The sequence below is a fragment of the Streptomyces lienomycini genome (assembly GCF_027947595.1).
GTDB lineage: Bacteria > Actinomycetota > Actinomycetes > Streptomycetales > Streptomycetaceae > Streptomyces > Streptomyces lienomycini.
Genome location: NZ_CP116257.1, coordinates 6,443,891 through 6,459,254, shown reverse-complemented (window position 1 = coordinate 6,459,254; position 15,364 = coordinate 6,443,891). Strand labels below are relative to the sequence as shown.

The 15,364-nt window shown below is 71.0% G+C and carries 16 protein-coding genes; 7 read left to right on the top strand and 9 right to left on the bottom strand.

Going from position 1 to position 15,364, the window contains the following annotated elements:
* Window positions 1-60: 60 nt before the first annotated feature.
* Complete coding sequence (locus BJ961_RS29510) at window positions 61-486, top strand: ATP-binding protein (protein WP_271415833.1); 426 nt, start codon at window positions 61-63, stop codon at window positions 484-486.
* Between the two features lie 16 nt (window positions 487-502).
* Here BJ961_RS29510 and BJ961_RS29505 read toward each other — a convergent pair whose 3' ends face one another.
* From BJ961_RS29505 to BJ961_RS29470, 8 genes are all read right to left on the bottom strand, one after another.
* Window positions 503-856, bottom strand: coding sequence for a cytidine/deoxycytidylate deaminase family protein (locus BJ961_RS29505; RefSeq protein ID WP_271415832.1), 354 nt, complete (start codon window positions 854-856; stop codon window positions 503-505).
* Between the two features lie 36 nt (window positions 857-892).
* Window positions 893-1,264 (bottom strand): MmcQ/YjbR family DNA-binding protein, encoded by a 372-nt coding sequence (locus BJ961_RS29500; protein ID WP_271415831.1) that lies wholly within the window; start codon window positions 1,262-1,264, stop codon window positions 893-895.
* Complete coding sequence (locus BJ961_RS29495) at window positions 1,261-2,565, bottom strand: hemolysin family protein (RefSeq protein WP_271415830.1); 1,305 nt, start codon at window positions 2,563-2,565, stop codon at window positions 1,261-1,263. The genes BJ961_RS29500 and BJ961_RS29495 overlap by 4 nt, the downstream gene beginning before the upstream one ends.
* On the bottom strand, window positions 2,562-3,059 hold the full coding sequence (ybeY, locus tag BJ961_RS29490; protein ID WP_271415829.1) for an rRNA maturation RNase YbeY: 498 nt from the start codon (window positions 3,057-3,059) through the stop codon (window positions 2,562-2,564). The genes BJ961_RS29495 and ybeY overlap by 4 nt, the downstream gene beginning before the upstream one ends.
* Before the next feature lie 12 nt (window positions 3,060-3,071).
* Complete coding sequence (locus BJ961_RS29485) at window positions 3,072-4,151, bottom strand: PhoH family protein (RefSeq protein ID WP_271415828.1); 1,080 nt, start codon at window positions 4,149-4,151, stop codon at window positions 3,072-3,074.
* Window positions 4,152-4,257: 106 nt separating this feature from the next.
* Window positions 4,258-5,586: a GH1 family beta-glucosidase gene (locus BJ961_RS29480; RefSeq protein WP_271415827.1), complete on the bottom strand. Its 1,329-nt coding sequence runs from the start codon at window positions 5,584-5,586 to the stop codon at window positions 4,258-4,260.
* A 57-nt stretch (window positions 5,587-5,643) separates the two neighbouring features.
* Window positions 5,644-5,910: a protealysin inhibitor emfourin gene (locus BJ961_RS29475; protein WP_271415826.1), complete on the bottom strand. Its 267-nt coding sequence runs from the start codon at window positions 5,908-5,910 to the stop codon at window positions 5,644-5,646.
* Between the two features lie 20 nt (window positions 5,911-5,930).
* Entirely contained in the window at window positions 5,931-7,001 is a 1,071-nt protein-coding gene (locus tag BJ961_RS29470) for a M4 family metallopeptidase (protein WP_271415825.1), read from the bottom strand.
* 373 nt (window positions 7,002-7,374) lie between these two features.
* Between BJ961_RS29470 and leuA the strand changes: the two genes are divergently transcribed.
* On the top strand, window positions 7,375-9,096 hold the full coding sequence (gene leuA, locus BJ961_RS29465; RefSeq protein ID WP_271415824.1) for a 2-isopropylmalate synthase: 1,722 nt from the start codon (window positions 7,375-7,377) through the stop codon (window positions 9,094-9,096).
* A 184-nt stretch (window positions 9,097-9,280) separates the two neighbouring features.
* Entirely contained in the window at window positions 9,281-9,976 is a 696-nt protein-coding gene (locus BJ961_RS29460) for a TerB family tellurite resistance protein (protein ID WP_271415823.1), read from the top strand.
* Between the two features lie 27 nt (window positions 9,977-10,003).
* On the opposite strand, the gene BJ961_RS29455 is transcribed toward BJ961_RS29460, so the two are convergent.
* Entirely contained in the window at window positions 10,004-10,555 is a 552-nt protein-coding gene (locus BJ961_RS29455) for a GNAT family N-acetyltransferase (RefSeq protein ID WP_271415822.1), read from the bottom strand.
* Window positions 10,556-10,808: 253 nt separating this feature from the next.
* Here BJ961_RS29455 and BJ961_RS29450 point away from each other — a divergent pair, with 253 nt between their 5' ends.
* Genes BJ961_RS29450 through BJ961_RS29435 form a run of 4 tightly spaced genes read left to right on the top strand, consistent with a single transcriptional unit; the run spans window position 10,809 to window position 15,363 of the window.
* The gene (locus tag BJ961_RS29450; protein ID WP_271415821.1) at window positions 10,809-11,582 is read left to right on the top strand and encodes an SCO2525 family SAM-dependent methyltransferase; all 774 of its coding nucleotides are present in this window, start codon (window positions 10,809-10,811) and stop codon (window positions 11,580-11,582) included.
* A 54-nt stretch (window positions 11,583-11,636) separates the two neighbouring features.
* Window positions 11,637-13,481, top strand: a complete 1,845-nt coding sequence (locus tag BJ961_RS29445; RefSeq protein WP_271415820.1) for an SCO2524 family protein — start codon at window positions 11,637-11,639, stop codon at window positions 13,479-13,481.
* 2 nt (window positions 13,482-13,483) lie between these two features.
* Window positions 13,484-14,401 (top strand): SCO2523 family variant P-loop protein, encoded by a 918-nt coding sequence (locus BJ961_RS29440; RefSeq protein WP_271417203.1) that lies wholly within the window; start codon window positions 13,484-13,486, stop codon window positions 14,399-14,401.
* On the top strand, window positions 14,398-15,363 hold the full coding sequence (locus BJ961_RS29435; RefSeq protein ID WP_271415819.1) for an SCO2522 family protein: 966 nt from the start codon (window positions 14,398-14,400) through the stop codon (window positions 15,361-15,363). Before BJ961_RS29440 ends, BJ961_RS29435 begins: the two co-directional genes overlap by 4 nt.
* Window position 15,364 lies beyond the last annotated feature (1 nt).

Genomic DNA, 15,364 nt, shown 5'->3' with positions numbered 1-15,364 from the left:
AAAAATCCGTACGTGCTCACCCGGTGATAAACGGTAGTCACCCCACGTGACTCTTGTCCCGTGAACGAGACGCTCCGCATCCCGCCGCTGCGGGAGAAGTTCTTCCGCCGTGAACGCCGCGCCGTGCCCGACGCCAGGCGGTACGCCCACGAGACCCTGGCCGGCTGGGGGCTCGCCGACACCGAACGCGGCGACGACGTGCTGCTGTGCGTGAGTGAGCTGGTCACCAACGCGCTGCTGCACGGCGTACCGCCCGGACGGCTGTTCCTGCTCTTCCTGCGCTACGACGGCAGGGTGCTGCGGGTCGAGGTGCACGACAGCGGGGGCGGGGTACCGCGCATCACCGGCGGGCGGGACGGGCGGGACGAGGGCGGCCGGGGGCTGCTGCTGGTGGCCGCGCTGTCCGACGGGTGGGGTGTGCGGGAGCGGGCGCCCGGCAAGGCGGTCTGGTGCGAGTTCACGCTCCGGCCGCGGACGGAATCCTGAGGGCCGCTGTCCGTCGTCAGCCCGCGCCGACCGTCTCCCGTACGGTCCCGTCCGGCCCGGCCACCAGCACCGGCGTCTCCGGGCCGCCCAGGTCCCGGACCGCCGCCAGGTCCTCCGCCGCCGCCGACTCCGCCTCCGTCACCACGGCCGCCGCCTCCAGCGACTTCGCACCGGACGCCACCGCCATCGCCACCGCCGTGCGCAGCGCGCTGAGATGGAGGGAATCCAGGGCGACGGTCCCGGCGACGTACGTACGGCCGGTCTCGTCGCGTACCGCCGCGCCCTCGGGCACGCCGTTGCGGGCGCGGGCCGAGCGGGCCAGGGTGACGATCTTGCGGTCCTCGGGCTGGAGGTCGGGAGTCTCGGTCATGGGGGCAGCATACGGAGCGCTGCCACGGGCCCCGGTTCAGGGGCGGTCGAGGCGGAGCCGCTCCGCGCGCGGTAGACCGGCGACCACCAGGTCGTACGAGTCCTCCACGAGCTCCCGGACGACACGGTCCGGGAGCCCGCCGCCGGGACCGCCGCCCACCGTCACCGTGTTCCAGTGCCGCTTGTTCATGTGCCAGCCCGGGACGATCAGCTCCGGGTGCTCGCGCCGCAGCCGGAGGGCGTCGTCCGGGTCGCACTTGAGGTTGACGGTGAGCGGGCGCCCGTCCAGCGAGGTGAGCGCGAACATCTTCCCCAGCACCTTGAAGACCGAGGTCTCCGGGTTGAAGGGGAAGTCCTCCTCCGCCGCGTTGAAGGAGAGGCAGAAGTCGCGCAGCTTGGCCGGGGTCATTCGGAGCCGGCCTCCTCGGCCGGCTTCGCCGCGGCGACCGGCTCCACCAGCACCGTCACGATCTTGTTCCGGCGGCCCGCGGCGGCCTCCGCGGTCAGCCGCAGTTCCCGGCCGTCCGGCAGCTCCACGATCGACGAGGCCCCGGCGATCGGAACCCGGCCCAGCGCCTTGGCCAGCAGACCGCCGACCGTCTCCACGTCCTCGTCGTCGTACTCGTCCAGGCCGTACAGGTCGCCCAGGTCGGTGATGTCCAGGCGGGCGGTCACCCGGAAGCGGTCCTCGCCCAGCTCCTCCACCGGCGGCAGCTCCCGGTCGTACTCGTCGGTGATCTCGCCGACGATCTCCTCCAGGATGTCCTCGATGGTGACGATGCCGGCCGTGCCGCCGTACTCGTCGATGACGACGGCGACGTGGTTGCGTTCCTTCTGCATCTCGCGCAGCAGGTCACCGGCGTTCTTCGTGTCGGGCACGAAGGACGCGGGCCGCATCGCGGTGGAGACGAGGTCGCTCTCCGCGTCCCGGCTGATGTGCGTCCTGCGGACCAGGTCCTTCAGGTACACGATGCCGACGATGTCGTCCTCGCTGTCCCCGGTGACCGGTATCCGGGAGAAACCGGAGCGCAGGGCGAGGGTGAGGGCCTGCCGGATGGTCTTGTACCGCTCGATGACGACGAGGTCGGTGCGCGGCACCATGACCTCCCGCACGAGCGTGTCGCCCAGCTCGAACACCGAGTGCACCATGCGGCGCTCGTCGGCCTCGATCAGCGACTCCGCCTCCGCGTAGTCCACCAGCGCCCGCAACTCCGCCTCCGAGGCGAAGGGGCCCCGGCGGAAGCCCTTGCCGGGCGTGAGCGCGTTGCCGATGAGGATGAGCAGCGACGGGATCGGGCCCATCACCCGGGCCAGCGGCACCAGCACGTACGCCGCGGCCGTCGCCGTGTTCAGCGGATGCTGGCGCCCGATCGTGCGCGGCGACACCCCGACGGCCACGTAGGAGAGCAGCACCATCACCGCGATGGCGATCACCAGCGCCTCGGCGGTGCCGTCGAACTGCCGCAGGCAGGCGTACGTGACCAGCGCGGCGGCCGCCATCTCGCAGGCGACGCGGACCAGCAGCGCCACGTTGAGGTAGCGCGTCGGGTCGGCGGCGACCTGGGCGAGCTTCTCGCCGCCCCGGCGCCCGGACCGTACCGCCTCCTCGGCGCGGAAGCTGGAGACCCTCGCGAGTCCCGCCTCCGCGCACGCGGCCAGCCAGGCGACCACCACCAGGGCGACGGCACCGGCGACGAGCGGGAGGCTCATGAGACCGTCGGGGCCGGGGACGGGCCGGTCAGGCCCCTCTCCGCACGCCAGCCGTCGACGATGGCGGCCTGCAGACCGAACATCTCGGCCTTCTCGTCCGGCTCCTCGTGGTCGTACCCGAGCAGGTGCAGCACCCCGTGCACGGTCAGGAGCTGGAGCTCCTCGTCCATGGAGTGCCGCGTCGCCGCCTCGGTGCCCTGCCGGGCGGCGACCTCCGGACACAGGACGATGTCGCCGAGCAGCCCCTGCGGGGCCTCCTCCTCGTCCTTCGACGGCGGCCGCAGCTCGTCCATCGGGAAGGACATCACGTCGGTGGGCCCCGGCAGGTCCATCCACTGGATGTGCAGCTGCTCCATGGCGTCGGCGTCCACGACGATCACCGACAGTTCGGAGAGCGGGTGGATGCGCATCCGCGCGAGCGCGTAGCGGGCGATGTCGAGGATCGCCTGCTCGTCGACCTCGGTTCCGGACTCGTTGTTGACGTCGATCGACATGGTCGTGCTGGTCTACTTCCCCTTGGCCTTGGCACCGTGTCTCGGTGTCCGGCCGCCGTTGTGGCCGCCGTTCTCGGTGCCGTTCCTGCTGTCGTACTGCTCGTAGGCGTCGACGATACGGCCCACCAGCTTGTGCCGGACGACGTCCTGCGACGTGAGCCGGGAGAAGTGGACGTCCTCGACGCCCTCCAGGATCTCCTGCACCTGCCGCAGCCCCGACTTCGTGCCGCCGGGCAGGTCGACCTGCGTCACGTCACCCGTGATCACGATCTTCGACTCGAAGCCGAGCCGGGTGAGGAACATCTTCATCTGCTCGGGGCTGGTGTTCTGGGCCTCGTCCAGGATGATGAACGCGTCGTTCAGCGTGCGGCCGCGCATGTACGCCAGCGGCGCGACCTCGATCGTCCCGGCCGCCATCAGCCGCGGGATCGAGTCCGGGTCGAGCATGTCGTGCAGCGCGTCGTACAGCGGGCGCAGATACGGGTCGATCTTCTCGTACAGCGTGCCCGGCAGGAAGCCGAGCCGCTCACCGGCCTCGACCGCCGGGCGGGTCAGGATGATGCGGTTGACCTGCTTGGACTGCAGGGCCTGCACCGCCTTGGCCATCGCCAGGTAGGTCTTGCCGGTGCCCGCGGGGCCGATGCCGAAGACGATGGTGTGCTTGTCGATCGCGTCGACGTACCGCTTCTGGTTCAGCGTCTTGGGGCGGATCGTGCGGCCGCGCGAGGACAGGATGTTCTGCGTGAGCACCTCGGCCGGGGTCTCCTGGCCGTCGCTCTCCCCGTTCTCGCTCGCCTTGAGCATGGCGATCGAGCGTTCCACTGCGTCCTCCGTCATCGGCTGCCCGGTGCGGAGCACCAGCATCATCTCGTCGAACACGCGCTGTACGAGGGCGACCTCATGGGTGTCGCCGACGGCGCTGATCTCATTGCCCCGGACATGGATGTCGGCCGCCGGGAAGGCCTTCTCGATCACACGCAGGAGGGAGTCTCCGGAACCCAGCACGGTCACCATGGGGTGCTGGGCGGGGACCGTGATCTGTGCTCTCGCCTGCCCCTGCGCGGGGGTGGGGGCTGAGGGTGTCTGAGTCATGGGCCGGCGCTCTAGGCCTGCTCGTCCTCCTCTGCGGCGCGCGCCGCGTGACGGGTGTGTCTGCTGTCTCCCAGCGTACGACTCCCCGCCGACAGCACCGAGGGGTTTATCCGACCGGTACCCGTCGCTGCCCGGCGAGCAGGTCCCGGAACCACCCGTACGACTCCTTGGGCGTGCGCGCCAGCGTCGTGAAGTCCACGTGTACCAGTCCGAAGCGGCGGGCGTACCCCTCGGCCCACTCGAAGTTGTCCAGGAGCGACCACACGAAGTAGCCGCGCACGTCCACACCCGCCTCGATCGCCCGATGCAGGGCGCGCACGTGCCCGTCCAGGTAGGCGATGCGGTCCCGGTCGTCGAGGCCCTCGTAGGAGCAGCCGTTCTCCGTGATCACGACCGGCGGAAGGCGGTCGCCGTAGCGGTCGCGGAAGCCGGTGAGCAGCTCCGTCAGCCCCTCCGGGACGACGGGCCAGCCGAAGTCCGTCAGTGGCCGGCCCTCGATCTGCCGCACCGAGAAGGGCAGTCCGGCCGGGAGCGTCACCCCGCCGGACTCGATCTCCGCACCCTGCGGGGCGCCCACCCGCGTCGGCGCGTAGTAGTTCACGCCGTACCAGTCCAGCGGCTCCGAGATGACCTCCAGGTCGGCCTCGACCCTTTCGGCGGAACCGGGCATGAGGTCCCCGACGCCCTCCGGGTACCGCCCGGTCAGGAGCGGATCGGCGAACATCCGGTTCAGCAGGAGGTCGTAGAAGTCCGCGGCCTCCCGGTCCGCCGGGTCGTCCGAGGCGGGCCAGGTCGGACCGTGCGAGTTGGCGATCCCGACGTCCGCGGCGCCGGACGCGCGCAGGGCCCGCACCGCCAGGCCGTGCGCGAGCAGCTGGTGGTGGGCGGCCGGAAGGGCGTCGAACAGCAGCGTACGGCCGGGGGCGTGGGTGCCCAGCGCGTGGCCCAGCAGGGTGTGCTCGGCGGGCTCGTTCAGGGTGATCCACTTGCCGACCCGGTCGCCGAGGCGGTCCGCGACCACCGAGACGTACTCGGCGAACCGCGACGCCGTGTCCCGCTCCAGCCAGTCGAGGCCCGCCGGCAGGTCCCAGTGGAAGAGCGTCGGCACCGGCCGCACGCCCGCCGCGCACAGCGCGTCCACCAGCCGGTCGTAGAAGTCGAGGCCGCCGGGGGAGTCCACCCGCGGCCAGGAGACCGAGAAGCGGTACGCGTCCACGCCGAGGCCGGCGAGCAGCGCCACGTCCTCGCGGTAGCGGTGGTAGTGGTCGCAGGCCACCGCCGCCGTCGAGCCGTCCTTCACCCGCCCCGGTTCGGCGGTGAAGGCGTCCCACACGGACGGCCCCCGCAGCCCGGCCGCCCCCTCGATCTGGTGCGCGGACGTGGACACGCCCCAGAGGAAGCCGTCCGGGAACCGGGGCATCGCGTCAGTCGCCATGCGCGGATCATCCGTACCCGCGGTAAGGGAAGTCAACGCCCGTGCACCCGACCGGCGTTACGCGCCCTCCTTCAGTACCCGCGAGATCAGCGTGCGCTGCTCGTCCGTCAGCCGGGGATCGGCGGCGTACACCGTCTTCCCGTCCACGGTGAGCTGGTAGCTGAACCCGTCCGGTACCCCGACCGGCGGCGTGCCCCGACCGTCGGCGACCGCCCGCTCGGCCAGGGCGTGCCACTCGGCGGCGTCGGGGCGTCCCGCGGTCTCGACCTCCGCGTGGCGTTCGATGCCCGCGAAGCCTCCTGTGCGCCTCACCTGAATCCGCATGGACCCTGTCTAGTACGAAACTACGCCGTGGGCACCCCGACCTGCTCCCAGGCCTTGCCCACCGCCTCCAGCTCCGCCGCGTCGCCGTAGCGCTCCCGGGCGGCCTTCACCGTCAGGGTCGCGAAGTCCGTGAACGACGCGTCCTGGGCCAGCTCGCCGCCGGTCAGCACGTCGTACCAGAGCTGCCCGGCACGCTCCCAGGCGTGCCCGCCGAGTTCGGTGGCGAGGAGGTAGAAGGCGTGGTTGGGGATGCCGGAGTTGATGTGCACGCCGCCGTTGTCGCGGCCGGTGCGCACGTAGTCGTCCATCGTCGCGGGCTGCGGGTCCTTGCCGAGCACGTCGTCGTCGTACGCCGTGCCCGGGGCCTTCATGGAGCGCAGCGCCTCGCCCGTCACGCGCGGGGCGAGCAGCCCGGCGCCGATCAGCCAGTCGGCCTCGGTGGCGCTCTGGCCCTGCGCGTACTGCTTGATGAGGGAGCCGAAGACGTCGGACAGCGACTCGTTGAGGGCGCCGGGCTGGCCGTAGTAGGTCAGGTTGGCGGTGTGCTGGGTGACGCCGTGGGTCAGCTCGTGGCCGATCACGTCCAGGGCGAGGGTGAAGTCGAGGAAGATCTCCCCGTCCCCGTCGCCGAAGACCATCTGCTCGCCGTTCCAGAACGCGTTGTTGTACTCGCGGTCGTAGTGCACGGTCGCGTCCAGCGGCAGCCCGGCGCCGTCGATGGAGTCGCGCCGGTACACCTTGAGGTAGTGCTCGAAGGTGGCGCCCAGGCCCGCGTAGGCCCGGTTCACGGTGGCGTCCTGGCCGGGTTCGTCGCCCTCGCCGCGCACCTTGCGGCCCGGCAGGTCGGTGCCGTGCCGGGCGTCGTAGATCGTGCGCTGCGGCTTCCCGGGCTCGGCGCCGGCGAGCGGGGCCACGGCGGGGGCGCCGACGACCGTGGTCAGTCCGCGGCGGGTGCGTTCGAGGGCGTCGCGCTGCAGGGTGCGGCGGGCGGGCCCGGCGAGCACGGGGTCGGCGTGCTGGGCGAGCCGGTCGAGGACGTGGGGCGGGACGATCGTGCAGAAGACGGGCTGGAAGCCCCCGTATGTCGTCATGTCCGGCACTTTCGCACTGTGTGACCGTGCTGTCACTAGCGGCAACCATGATTGATGAAATGCGGCGGCAAGAGCCGCCCGTGACCGGCCACGAGTGGTATACGGCACTTTTTGTCCCGGTTGCCTCCGTGGTCCCGCATACTGATACGGACCCGCGTGACCCGCGTGACTCGGCTAGGGTGCTGGGCATCATGCGATTCGGGCTGCTTCTCCTTAGCTGCCGCGGCGAGGGCCTGTAGAGGCCGACTCCCTCCCCGCGGAGCTTGGTGGTGCCGTCGGCCGTCCTTCCGGACACGCGGACGTCACACGCTGAGGTCGGTGACACCGCCGTCACCCGCTGACACCGCGGACATCACGAGGAGCCCACGCCATCATGGCCAACCGCCAGCAGCCCAGCCCCATGCCGACCGGCAAGTACCGCGGCTACGAGCAGGTCGACATCGCCGACCGCACCTGGCCCCAGCAGCGGATCACCACCGCCCCCCGCTGGCTCTCCACCGACCTGCGCGACGGCAACCAGGCCCTGATCGACCCCATGTCGCCGGTCCGCAAGCGCGCCATGTTCGACCTGCTGGTCAGGATGGGCTACAAGGAGATCGAGGTCGGCTTCCCGGCCTCCGGCCAGACCGACTTCGACTTCGTGCGGTCCATCATCGAGGACCCGGACGCCATCCCGGACGACGTCACCATCTCCGTACTGACCCAGGCCCGCGAGGACCTGATCGAGCGCACGGTGGAGTCCCTGAAGGGCGCCCGGCGGGCCACCGTCCACCTGTACAACGCGACCGCGCCGGTCTTCCGCCGGGTCGTCTTCCGCGGCTCGCGCGATGACATCAAGCAGATCGCGGTCGACGGCACCCGCCTGGTGATGGAGTACGCCGAGAAACTGCTGGGCCCGGAGACGGAGTTCGGCTACCAGTACAGCCCCGAGATCTTCACCGACACCGAGCTGGACTTCGCCCTGGAGGTCTGCGAGGCGGTGATGGACACCTACCAGCCCGGCCCCGGCCGCGAGATCATCCTCAACCTGCCCGCCACCGTGGAGCGTTCCACCCCGTCCACGCACGCCGACCGCTTCGAGTGGATGGGCCGCAACCTGTCCCGCCGCGAGCACGTCTGCCTGTCCGTCCACCCGCACAACGACCGCGGTACGGCGGTGGCGGCGGCCGAGCTGGCGCTGATGGCCGGCGCCGACCGCATCGAGGGCTGCCTGTTCGGGCAGGGCGAGCGCACCGGCAACGTCGACCTGGTCACCCTGGGCATGAACCTGTTCTCCCAGGGCGTCGACCCGCAGATCGACTTCTCCGACATCGACGAGATCCGTCGCACGTGGGAGTACTGCAACCAGATGGAGGTCCACCCGCGCCACCCGTACGTGGGCGACCTGGTCTACACGTCCTTCTCCGGCTCCCACCAGGACGCCATCAAGAAGGGCTTCGACGCGATGGAGGCCGACGCGGCGGCCAGGGGCGTCACCGTCGACGACATCGAGTGGGCCGTCCCGTACCTGCCGATCGACCCGAAGGACGTCGGCCGCTCCTACGAGGCGGTCATCCGCGTCAACTCGCAGTCCGGCAAGGGCGGCATCGCCTACGTCCTGAAGAACGACCACAGCCTGGACCTGCCGCGCCGGATGCAGATCGAGTTCTCGAAGCTCATCCAGGCCAAGACGGACGCCGAGGGCGGCGAGATCACGCCGACGGCGATCTGGGACGTCTTCCAGGACGAGTACCTGCCCAACCCGGACAACCCCTGGGGCCGCCTCCAGGTCGCCAACGGGCAGACCACGACCGACCGCGACGGCGTCGACACCCTCACCGTGGACGCCACGGTCGACGGCGCGGAGACCACCCTGGTCGGCACCGGCAACGGTCCGATCTCGGCGTTCTTCCACGCGCTGCAGGGCGTCGGCATCGACGTACGGCTGCTGGACTACCAGGAGCACACGATGAGCGAGGGCGCCTCCGCGCAGGCCGCCTCCTACATCGAGTGCGCGATCGGCGACAAGGTGCTGTGGGGGATCGGAATCGACGCGAACACCACGCGCGCCTCGCTGAAGGCCGTCGTCTCCGCCGTCAACCGCGCGACCCGCTGACCAGCCGAATCAGCGGTTTGAGGTCCCGCCCGCCGGAAACCGGCGGGCGGGACCCCGTCATATACCGGCCATATATCCGTGATGGTCACGGAAAGGTCTCGTCCTGGGTACTGACTCCACGTCGGTGATGTGGCTAACATCACGCCAGCGCGACGATGCTGTCGCGCCGTTACGGAGGTGCGACGTGCTGCCTGGACGGGGACGAACCAGCCGAGCTGCCCGGCTGCCACGCATCCTGGGCACCCGCACCGCGTGGACGCCCGTGGGCGACGGCGAGTTCTTCTGCCCCGGCTGCGGCGGCGACCGCAACTACACGCGGCTCACCGGCCGTCGCCGCTTCGTCCTCCTCGGCGTGCCCGTGCTGCCGCGCGGCGAGTCCGCGCCCACCGTGGAGTGCGCGGCCTGCCGCCACCACTACGGCACCGACGCCCTGGACCACCCCACCACCACCCGCTTCTCCGTGATGCTCCGCGACGCCGTCCACACCGTCGCCCTGGCGGTCCTGACCGCGGGCGGCACCTGCTCCCGCACGTCGCTGGAGACGGCGGCCGTCGCCGTGCGCGCGGCAGGCTTCGAGGACTGCACCGAGGACCGGCTGAACGCGCTCGTCGAGGCGCTGGAGGCGGACACCGGCCGGGTCCGGGGCGAGCCCTGCGTGCCGGGCCTGGCGATAGAACTGCACGAGGCGCTCGACCCGCTGGCCCCGCACCTCGCCGCCGTAGGCCGCGAGTCCATCCTGCTCCAGGGTGCCCGCATCGCCCTGGCCGACGGCCCCTACACCCCCGCCGAACGCGACGCCCTGGCCACGGTCGGCGCGGCCCTGACCCTCCACTCCGACGACGTGGACCGCCTCCTGGAGTCGGCCGGCACGCGGTCCTGACGCGGTCCGCCCCCGGCCCGGCGCGGATCAGAGGCTGCCGGGAAGATCCAGCCGCATGATCTGGCGGTGCATGCCCGGACCGAAGTAGTCGGGACGCAGGCCGCCGTCGGGTTCCTCCGGCCGGAAGCCCAGGGAGCGGTAGAGGAAGATGGCCGCGAGGTTGGCGGGTTCCACGGTGAGGCGGACCACGCCGATGCCGTCCCGGCGCAGCCGTGACAGGACCTCCGTCATCAGCTCCCGGCCCAGCCCGTGGCGGCGCCGGTCCTGCGTCACGCACAGGCCGAGTATCCAGCTGTCCGCGCCCAGCGCCCGGGTGGCGGCCAGTACGTAGCCGCGCAGCCGGCCCGTGCCGTCGTCGAGGACCAGGAAGTGCTCCTCGTACATGTCGAAGAGCTGACGCAGCAGGAACCCGGGATAGGCGAACTCCCGGAAGACCTCCTCGTCGAGTCGTCGCAACTCCGGCAGGTCGCCCTCGTGTGCCGTGCGCAGGACCAGTGGCCGGTCGTCGTCCGGGCGGGCGTCGGGTCGCGTGAGCTGGTCGGGGCGGTCGAGGGATCGTTCCAGCGGTTCGGCGGTCATGCAGCCCCCAGTCAGACGTGCGTCAACTCGTCGGCGTCGCCGCCGTCCACCCGAAGGGATGAGGTCCCGTGTGGCGGCAGGCGCCTGCTTCTGGCTAGAGTGAGCGCCCAACTTCCCTCACGCAAGGGAGAGTTAGGGAGTGCGACCATGCGCCCGACGTGCGCCGGTCGGACGCGGATGGCGTAATCCCCCGCTGTCCCGATGTGTCAGGGTCACCTACCGTGCGAAGTACTGGGGATTTGTTCAAAATCGAATGGAATGCGGCAGGGTGACTATGGATCGCAACGCCGACGCACCCTGGTCGCAGTTCGATCCAGAGGTGTACGTCGACAACAACTACCGGACGCCGCTGGAAGTCGACGTGCTCATCGTCCGGTTGCTGCGCGACTACTTCACCCGCGCCTTCGCGGGGGTCGCCCCCCGGTCGGTGCGCGGCGTCGACGTCGGCGCGGGCGCCAACCTGTACCCCGCGTTCTCCATGCTGCCCTGGTGCGAGAAGGTGCTCCTGCTGGAGTACGCCCACCCGAACGTCGAGTACCTGGAGAAGCAGGTCTCCCCGGGCGGGTACGACACGGCGTGGGACGCGTTCTGGGAGGTGCTGCGCGAGGCACCCGCCTACCGCGCCGTCCAGCCGAGGACCCTGGTCAGCGAGATCGTCCGGGTGGAGCGCGGCAACCTGTTCGACCTCGAGGACGGCCACCGGCGCTGGGACCTCGGCACGATGTTCTTCGTCGCCGACTCGATGTCCGAGTGCCCCGAGGAGTTCCACCGCGGCGTCCGGTGCTTCATGAACGCGCTCCGCGAGGGAGCGCCGTTCGCCGCCGCGTTCATGAAGGAGTCCGTCGGCTACCGCGTCGGCGAACACCACTACCCGGCCTACCGGGTGAACGAGGACCGGGTCAGGGAGAGCCTGGAACCCTTCACCGGAGAGCTGGAGATCCACGATCTGCACCACATGGTGCGGCCGGGGCACGAGGGAATGCTCCTCGCCCTGGGACGGCGCAATTCGGAGATTGCCACCCCGTAGGAACGGGGACCATGCTGAACACAGCGCAACGAGATCTGTACGAGGGGTGCGGGGATGCAGATCAAGCCACGCCAGCACCTGCTGGACATCTGGCAGGCCATGGCCCGTCACTCGTTCGACGACGGGAAGCTCGTCCGGGGGGACACCGACGGGCTGAGCAGCGTCGCCGACGCCGAACGCCTGCTCTGCCTGCTCTATCCGGCCACCGAGGTCCCCGCCTTCCGGCTCGACCAGCCGGACACCACCGAACGTGACGTCCTGCGCGCCCTGGACCGGGTCGGCAGCCGGCTCGAGATCCCGCCCAATCTGATCACCGCGCTGACCCAGTTCATGCGCACCCACACCGGGACGGACGACAGCCCCACCTTCGCCGGCGGCCACTACTTCCGCCCCTCCCAGCCCGACGGCGAGATCACCCACGCCCAGAGCCAGTTGGGCGTGGTGGACTCCTACTCCATGTCCGTCACGCTCTGCCTCGCCACCCTCGGTTTCCTCAAGGTCTACGAGGGCACCACGACCCGCCCCGAGGTGCGCAAGGCCATCGTCGAGCTGAGGGAGGCCACCAACGCCCGGCTGACCGCCGCGATGATCAGCCTGCTGCGCTCCTTCACCGTCAACGTCTTCGACTCGGAGTCCGAGCAGGGCCAGCGGCTGATCCAGGTCATCGGCCAGGGCGGCCAGTCCGACCGGCTCGTCCTCCAGCAGTTCTCCCGAAGGCTGCGCCCGCTGCGCGCCACCATCATCGAGAGCCTCACCCGCGGCATCCAGGTCGACGAGGGCATCCGCGACGAGAGCCAGCTCTTCGAATGCGGCTGGGCCTGGGGCATCGTCAAGGACGCACCGGAGATCACCGACCTGCGCCTCCAGGCCCCCGGCCAGCCCGAGGGCATCGCCGACCGGCTGCCCTACGTGTACTTCACCGTCGTCGCCCTCGACGGCATCCAGGACCTGTTCTCCGACCGCACCCTCACCCTGGGCCTGCTCGACGAGGACCAGCAGAAACTCGCCGAGATGCTGCGCCTGCGCTGGGAGCTGAGCCAGCAGTACTGGTCCGCGATCGCCCGCTTCGGCACCGAGCGCTGGCCCCTGGAGGACCTGCCCTGGCAGACCACCGGCCTGCGCCTGGAGTCCGAGTACTTCTCCCTGACCGTCGCGGCCATCGTCGTCCACGACCTCATCCGCCGGAAGGCGACCGACGACGACCTCACCCGCACCGTCGCCGTCATGGAACGCCTCGCCGACCGGGGCCGGATCACCAGCCGCATGACCAGACGGGACCCCACCATCCGGCTGCACAACCCCGGCGTCACCATGCCCCTCGCCGGGTCCGAGCGCTCCGGCGGGCAACTGCTGTGGCGGATGCCCGACTTCTCGGCGCAGCTCCTCAAGCGCAGCATCCAGCTCGCCGAACTCTCCCGGAACATCGGTGCGCAGGACCGGCTGCTGCGCCTGTCCGAGCAGACCTTCGAACACCTGTGGTCACGGCGCCTGGACGACGAGACCGGCACCGGCCTGTGGGACAACGTCCAGGCCGTCTTCCCGGACGCGCACGACGTCGGCTCGCGCCTGTCCTGGAGCATCACCGAACGCGTCACCGAATGCCTCGTCGCCGCCCGCAACCTGTACGAGCAACAGCCCATCCGCAGCCCCGAACTGGCCGAACTGGCACGCGAACTGCTCAGTGAGGCCACCCACCTGTTCGGCAAGGAGCAGCTGGAGGCGTCGGCCGCCCCCGACGGAAGCAGGGCCCGCGCCATGCGGAGCATCGAAAGCCGCCTCGACCACGCCCGCAGCCTGGTCGACGACCGGCCCGCGACCGCCTTCGCACTGGCCCTGCCCGTGCTCCAGGAACTCGACACCCTGGCCCAGGCCAGGGGCGCCGCCGCCCAGGAGGTGTGAGCGTGCTCGTCTTCGCCGCCTCCGACAAAGGAGGCACGGGACGCTCGGTGACCAGCGCGAACCTGGCCTACCAGCGTGCTCTCGCCGGCGACCACGTCGCCTACGTGGACTTCGACTTCGGCTCGCCCACCGCCCCCGCCGTCTTCGACGTGCCCGGCGCCGTGCGCGGCACCGAGGAACGCGGCCTGCACTCCTACCTGGAGGGCGAGACGGCCGAGCCGGCCAGGGTCGACGTCTGGCGGCAGACCGAGCACCCCCTGCTGCGCTCCCGCCCCAACCAGTCCGGCCGCCTGGTGCTCTTCCCCGGCGACCAGGGCGGCGGCGAGTTCGCCATCGGCGACGAGGCCCTGGAACGCTGCATCGACCTGCTGCTCCGGCTCAACGCCGAGTTCGACGTCACCTTCGTCGACCTCAGCGCCGGGCGCAGTTACGCCGTCGACATGGTCCTCGCGGCGACCGCCCACCCCCGGATGCGCAACGTCCCCTTCCGCTGGCTGGTCTTCCACCGCTGGACCCGCCAGCACGTGATCGCCGCCTCGGGCCTCGTCCACAAGGCCCACGGCATCATCGGCGGCGGTGTCGAGCGCGGCCACGACGAGGACGCGCTGAGGGCCGCCATCCGCTTCGTCCGGGCCGCCGTACCCGACCCCGAGTCCCCGCTGTGGTCCCAGGGTTCGCCCGCGCAGGCCGCCTGGATGCAGGCCTGCGACGAGTCACTGCGGCGGCTCGCCGCCGAGCACCGCATCGGCGACAGCGTCGTCCTCGGCGTCGTACCGCTGGAGCCCATACTCCAGTGGCGCGAGCAGTTGATCACCGAGGACGACGTGCTCTCCACCCAGATCGCCAACAAGGAGACCCTGGAGGCGCTGGAGGAGATCGCCCGGCGCCTGACCGACGACTCGCACTGGGGGCGGCCGTGACCGACGGAGTGTTCCGCGAGACGGCCGCCGAGCCGCGCACCCAGTCGGTGCCGCTGGCCCACCTCTCCCTGGAACTGGGCCACCTCTACATGGAGGACTTCGAGGCCGGGCCCGAACGGCTGCGCGCGCACTTCGCCGAGGTACGCCCCTGGGTGGAGGCGGCCCGCACCGCCGCCACCGCCCGGGCCGGCGGCAAACGCGCCCGGATCAGCACCTGCTTCCTCATCGACGACTACTTCAGCCGCTTCTCCACACCCGCCGAGGTCGTCCCCATGCTGCTCGCGGAGGCCGAGCGGGCCGGGCTGAGCGTCGACTACCTGGCCCGCGAGTCCGGCTGCGCCGTCAACGGCAAGGTGCCCGTCGCCGAGGCGGTCGCCGGACGCATCGTCGAGTCACCGCCGCCCGGGAGCTACGGCCTGCGCCCGCCGGCCGCCCAGACCGGCTGGCTCGCCAACGGCGAACGCAGCCCCGTCGCCCGCGCCCCGCAGGCCATGAAGCGGGCCGTCGCCTGGCAGCCGCCGACGGAGACCGCGGCCCGCCGCCACTCCGTGTTCCTCGACGTCGAACTGTGGAGCGACGACGCCGACGGGCAGCGCACCTGGTCCTGCCCCTTCCTCGCCGCCGTCTGGCAGCTCGCCCGTCTCGGAGCGCTGCGCAACGGGGGCGAGGCCGTTCTCGTCCCCCAGCCGCACACCGCCGCCCGGTTCCCGGACGACTGGGACGAGTTGCCGTCCCTGCTGCGGCTCAACGACCGCGCCGACCCCTTCTCCGCCTACCGCACCTGTTCGGTCCTGCCCACCCGCTTCCTGCCCGTCGAACACGCCGTGCGCGTGATCCTCGACCAGATCGAGGTCGACCCCGGAGCGCTGGCCCAGGTCGTCGAACGCTCCGGTCGCGAACGCGTCCCCGTCCCCGACTCGGTCGCCGACCGCGTCTCCTACGTCTACTACTCGGGGCCCTGAC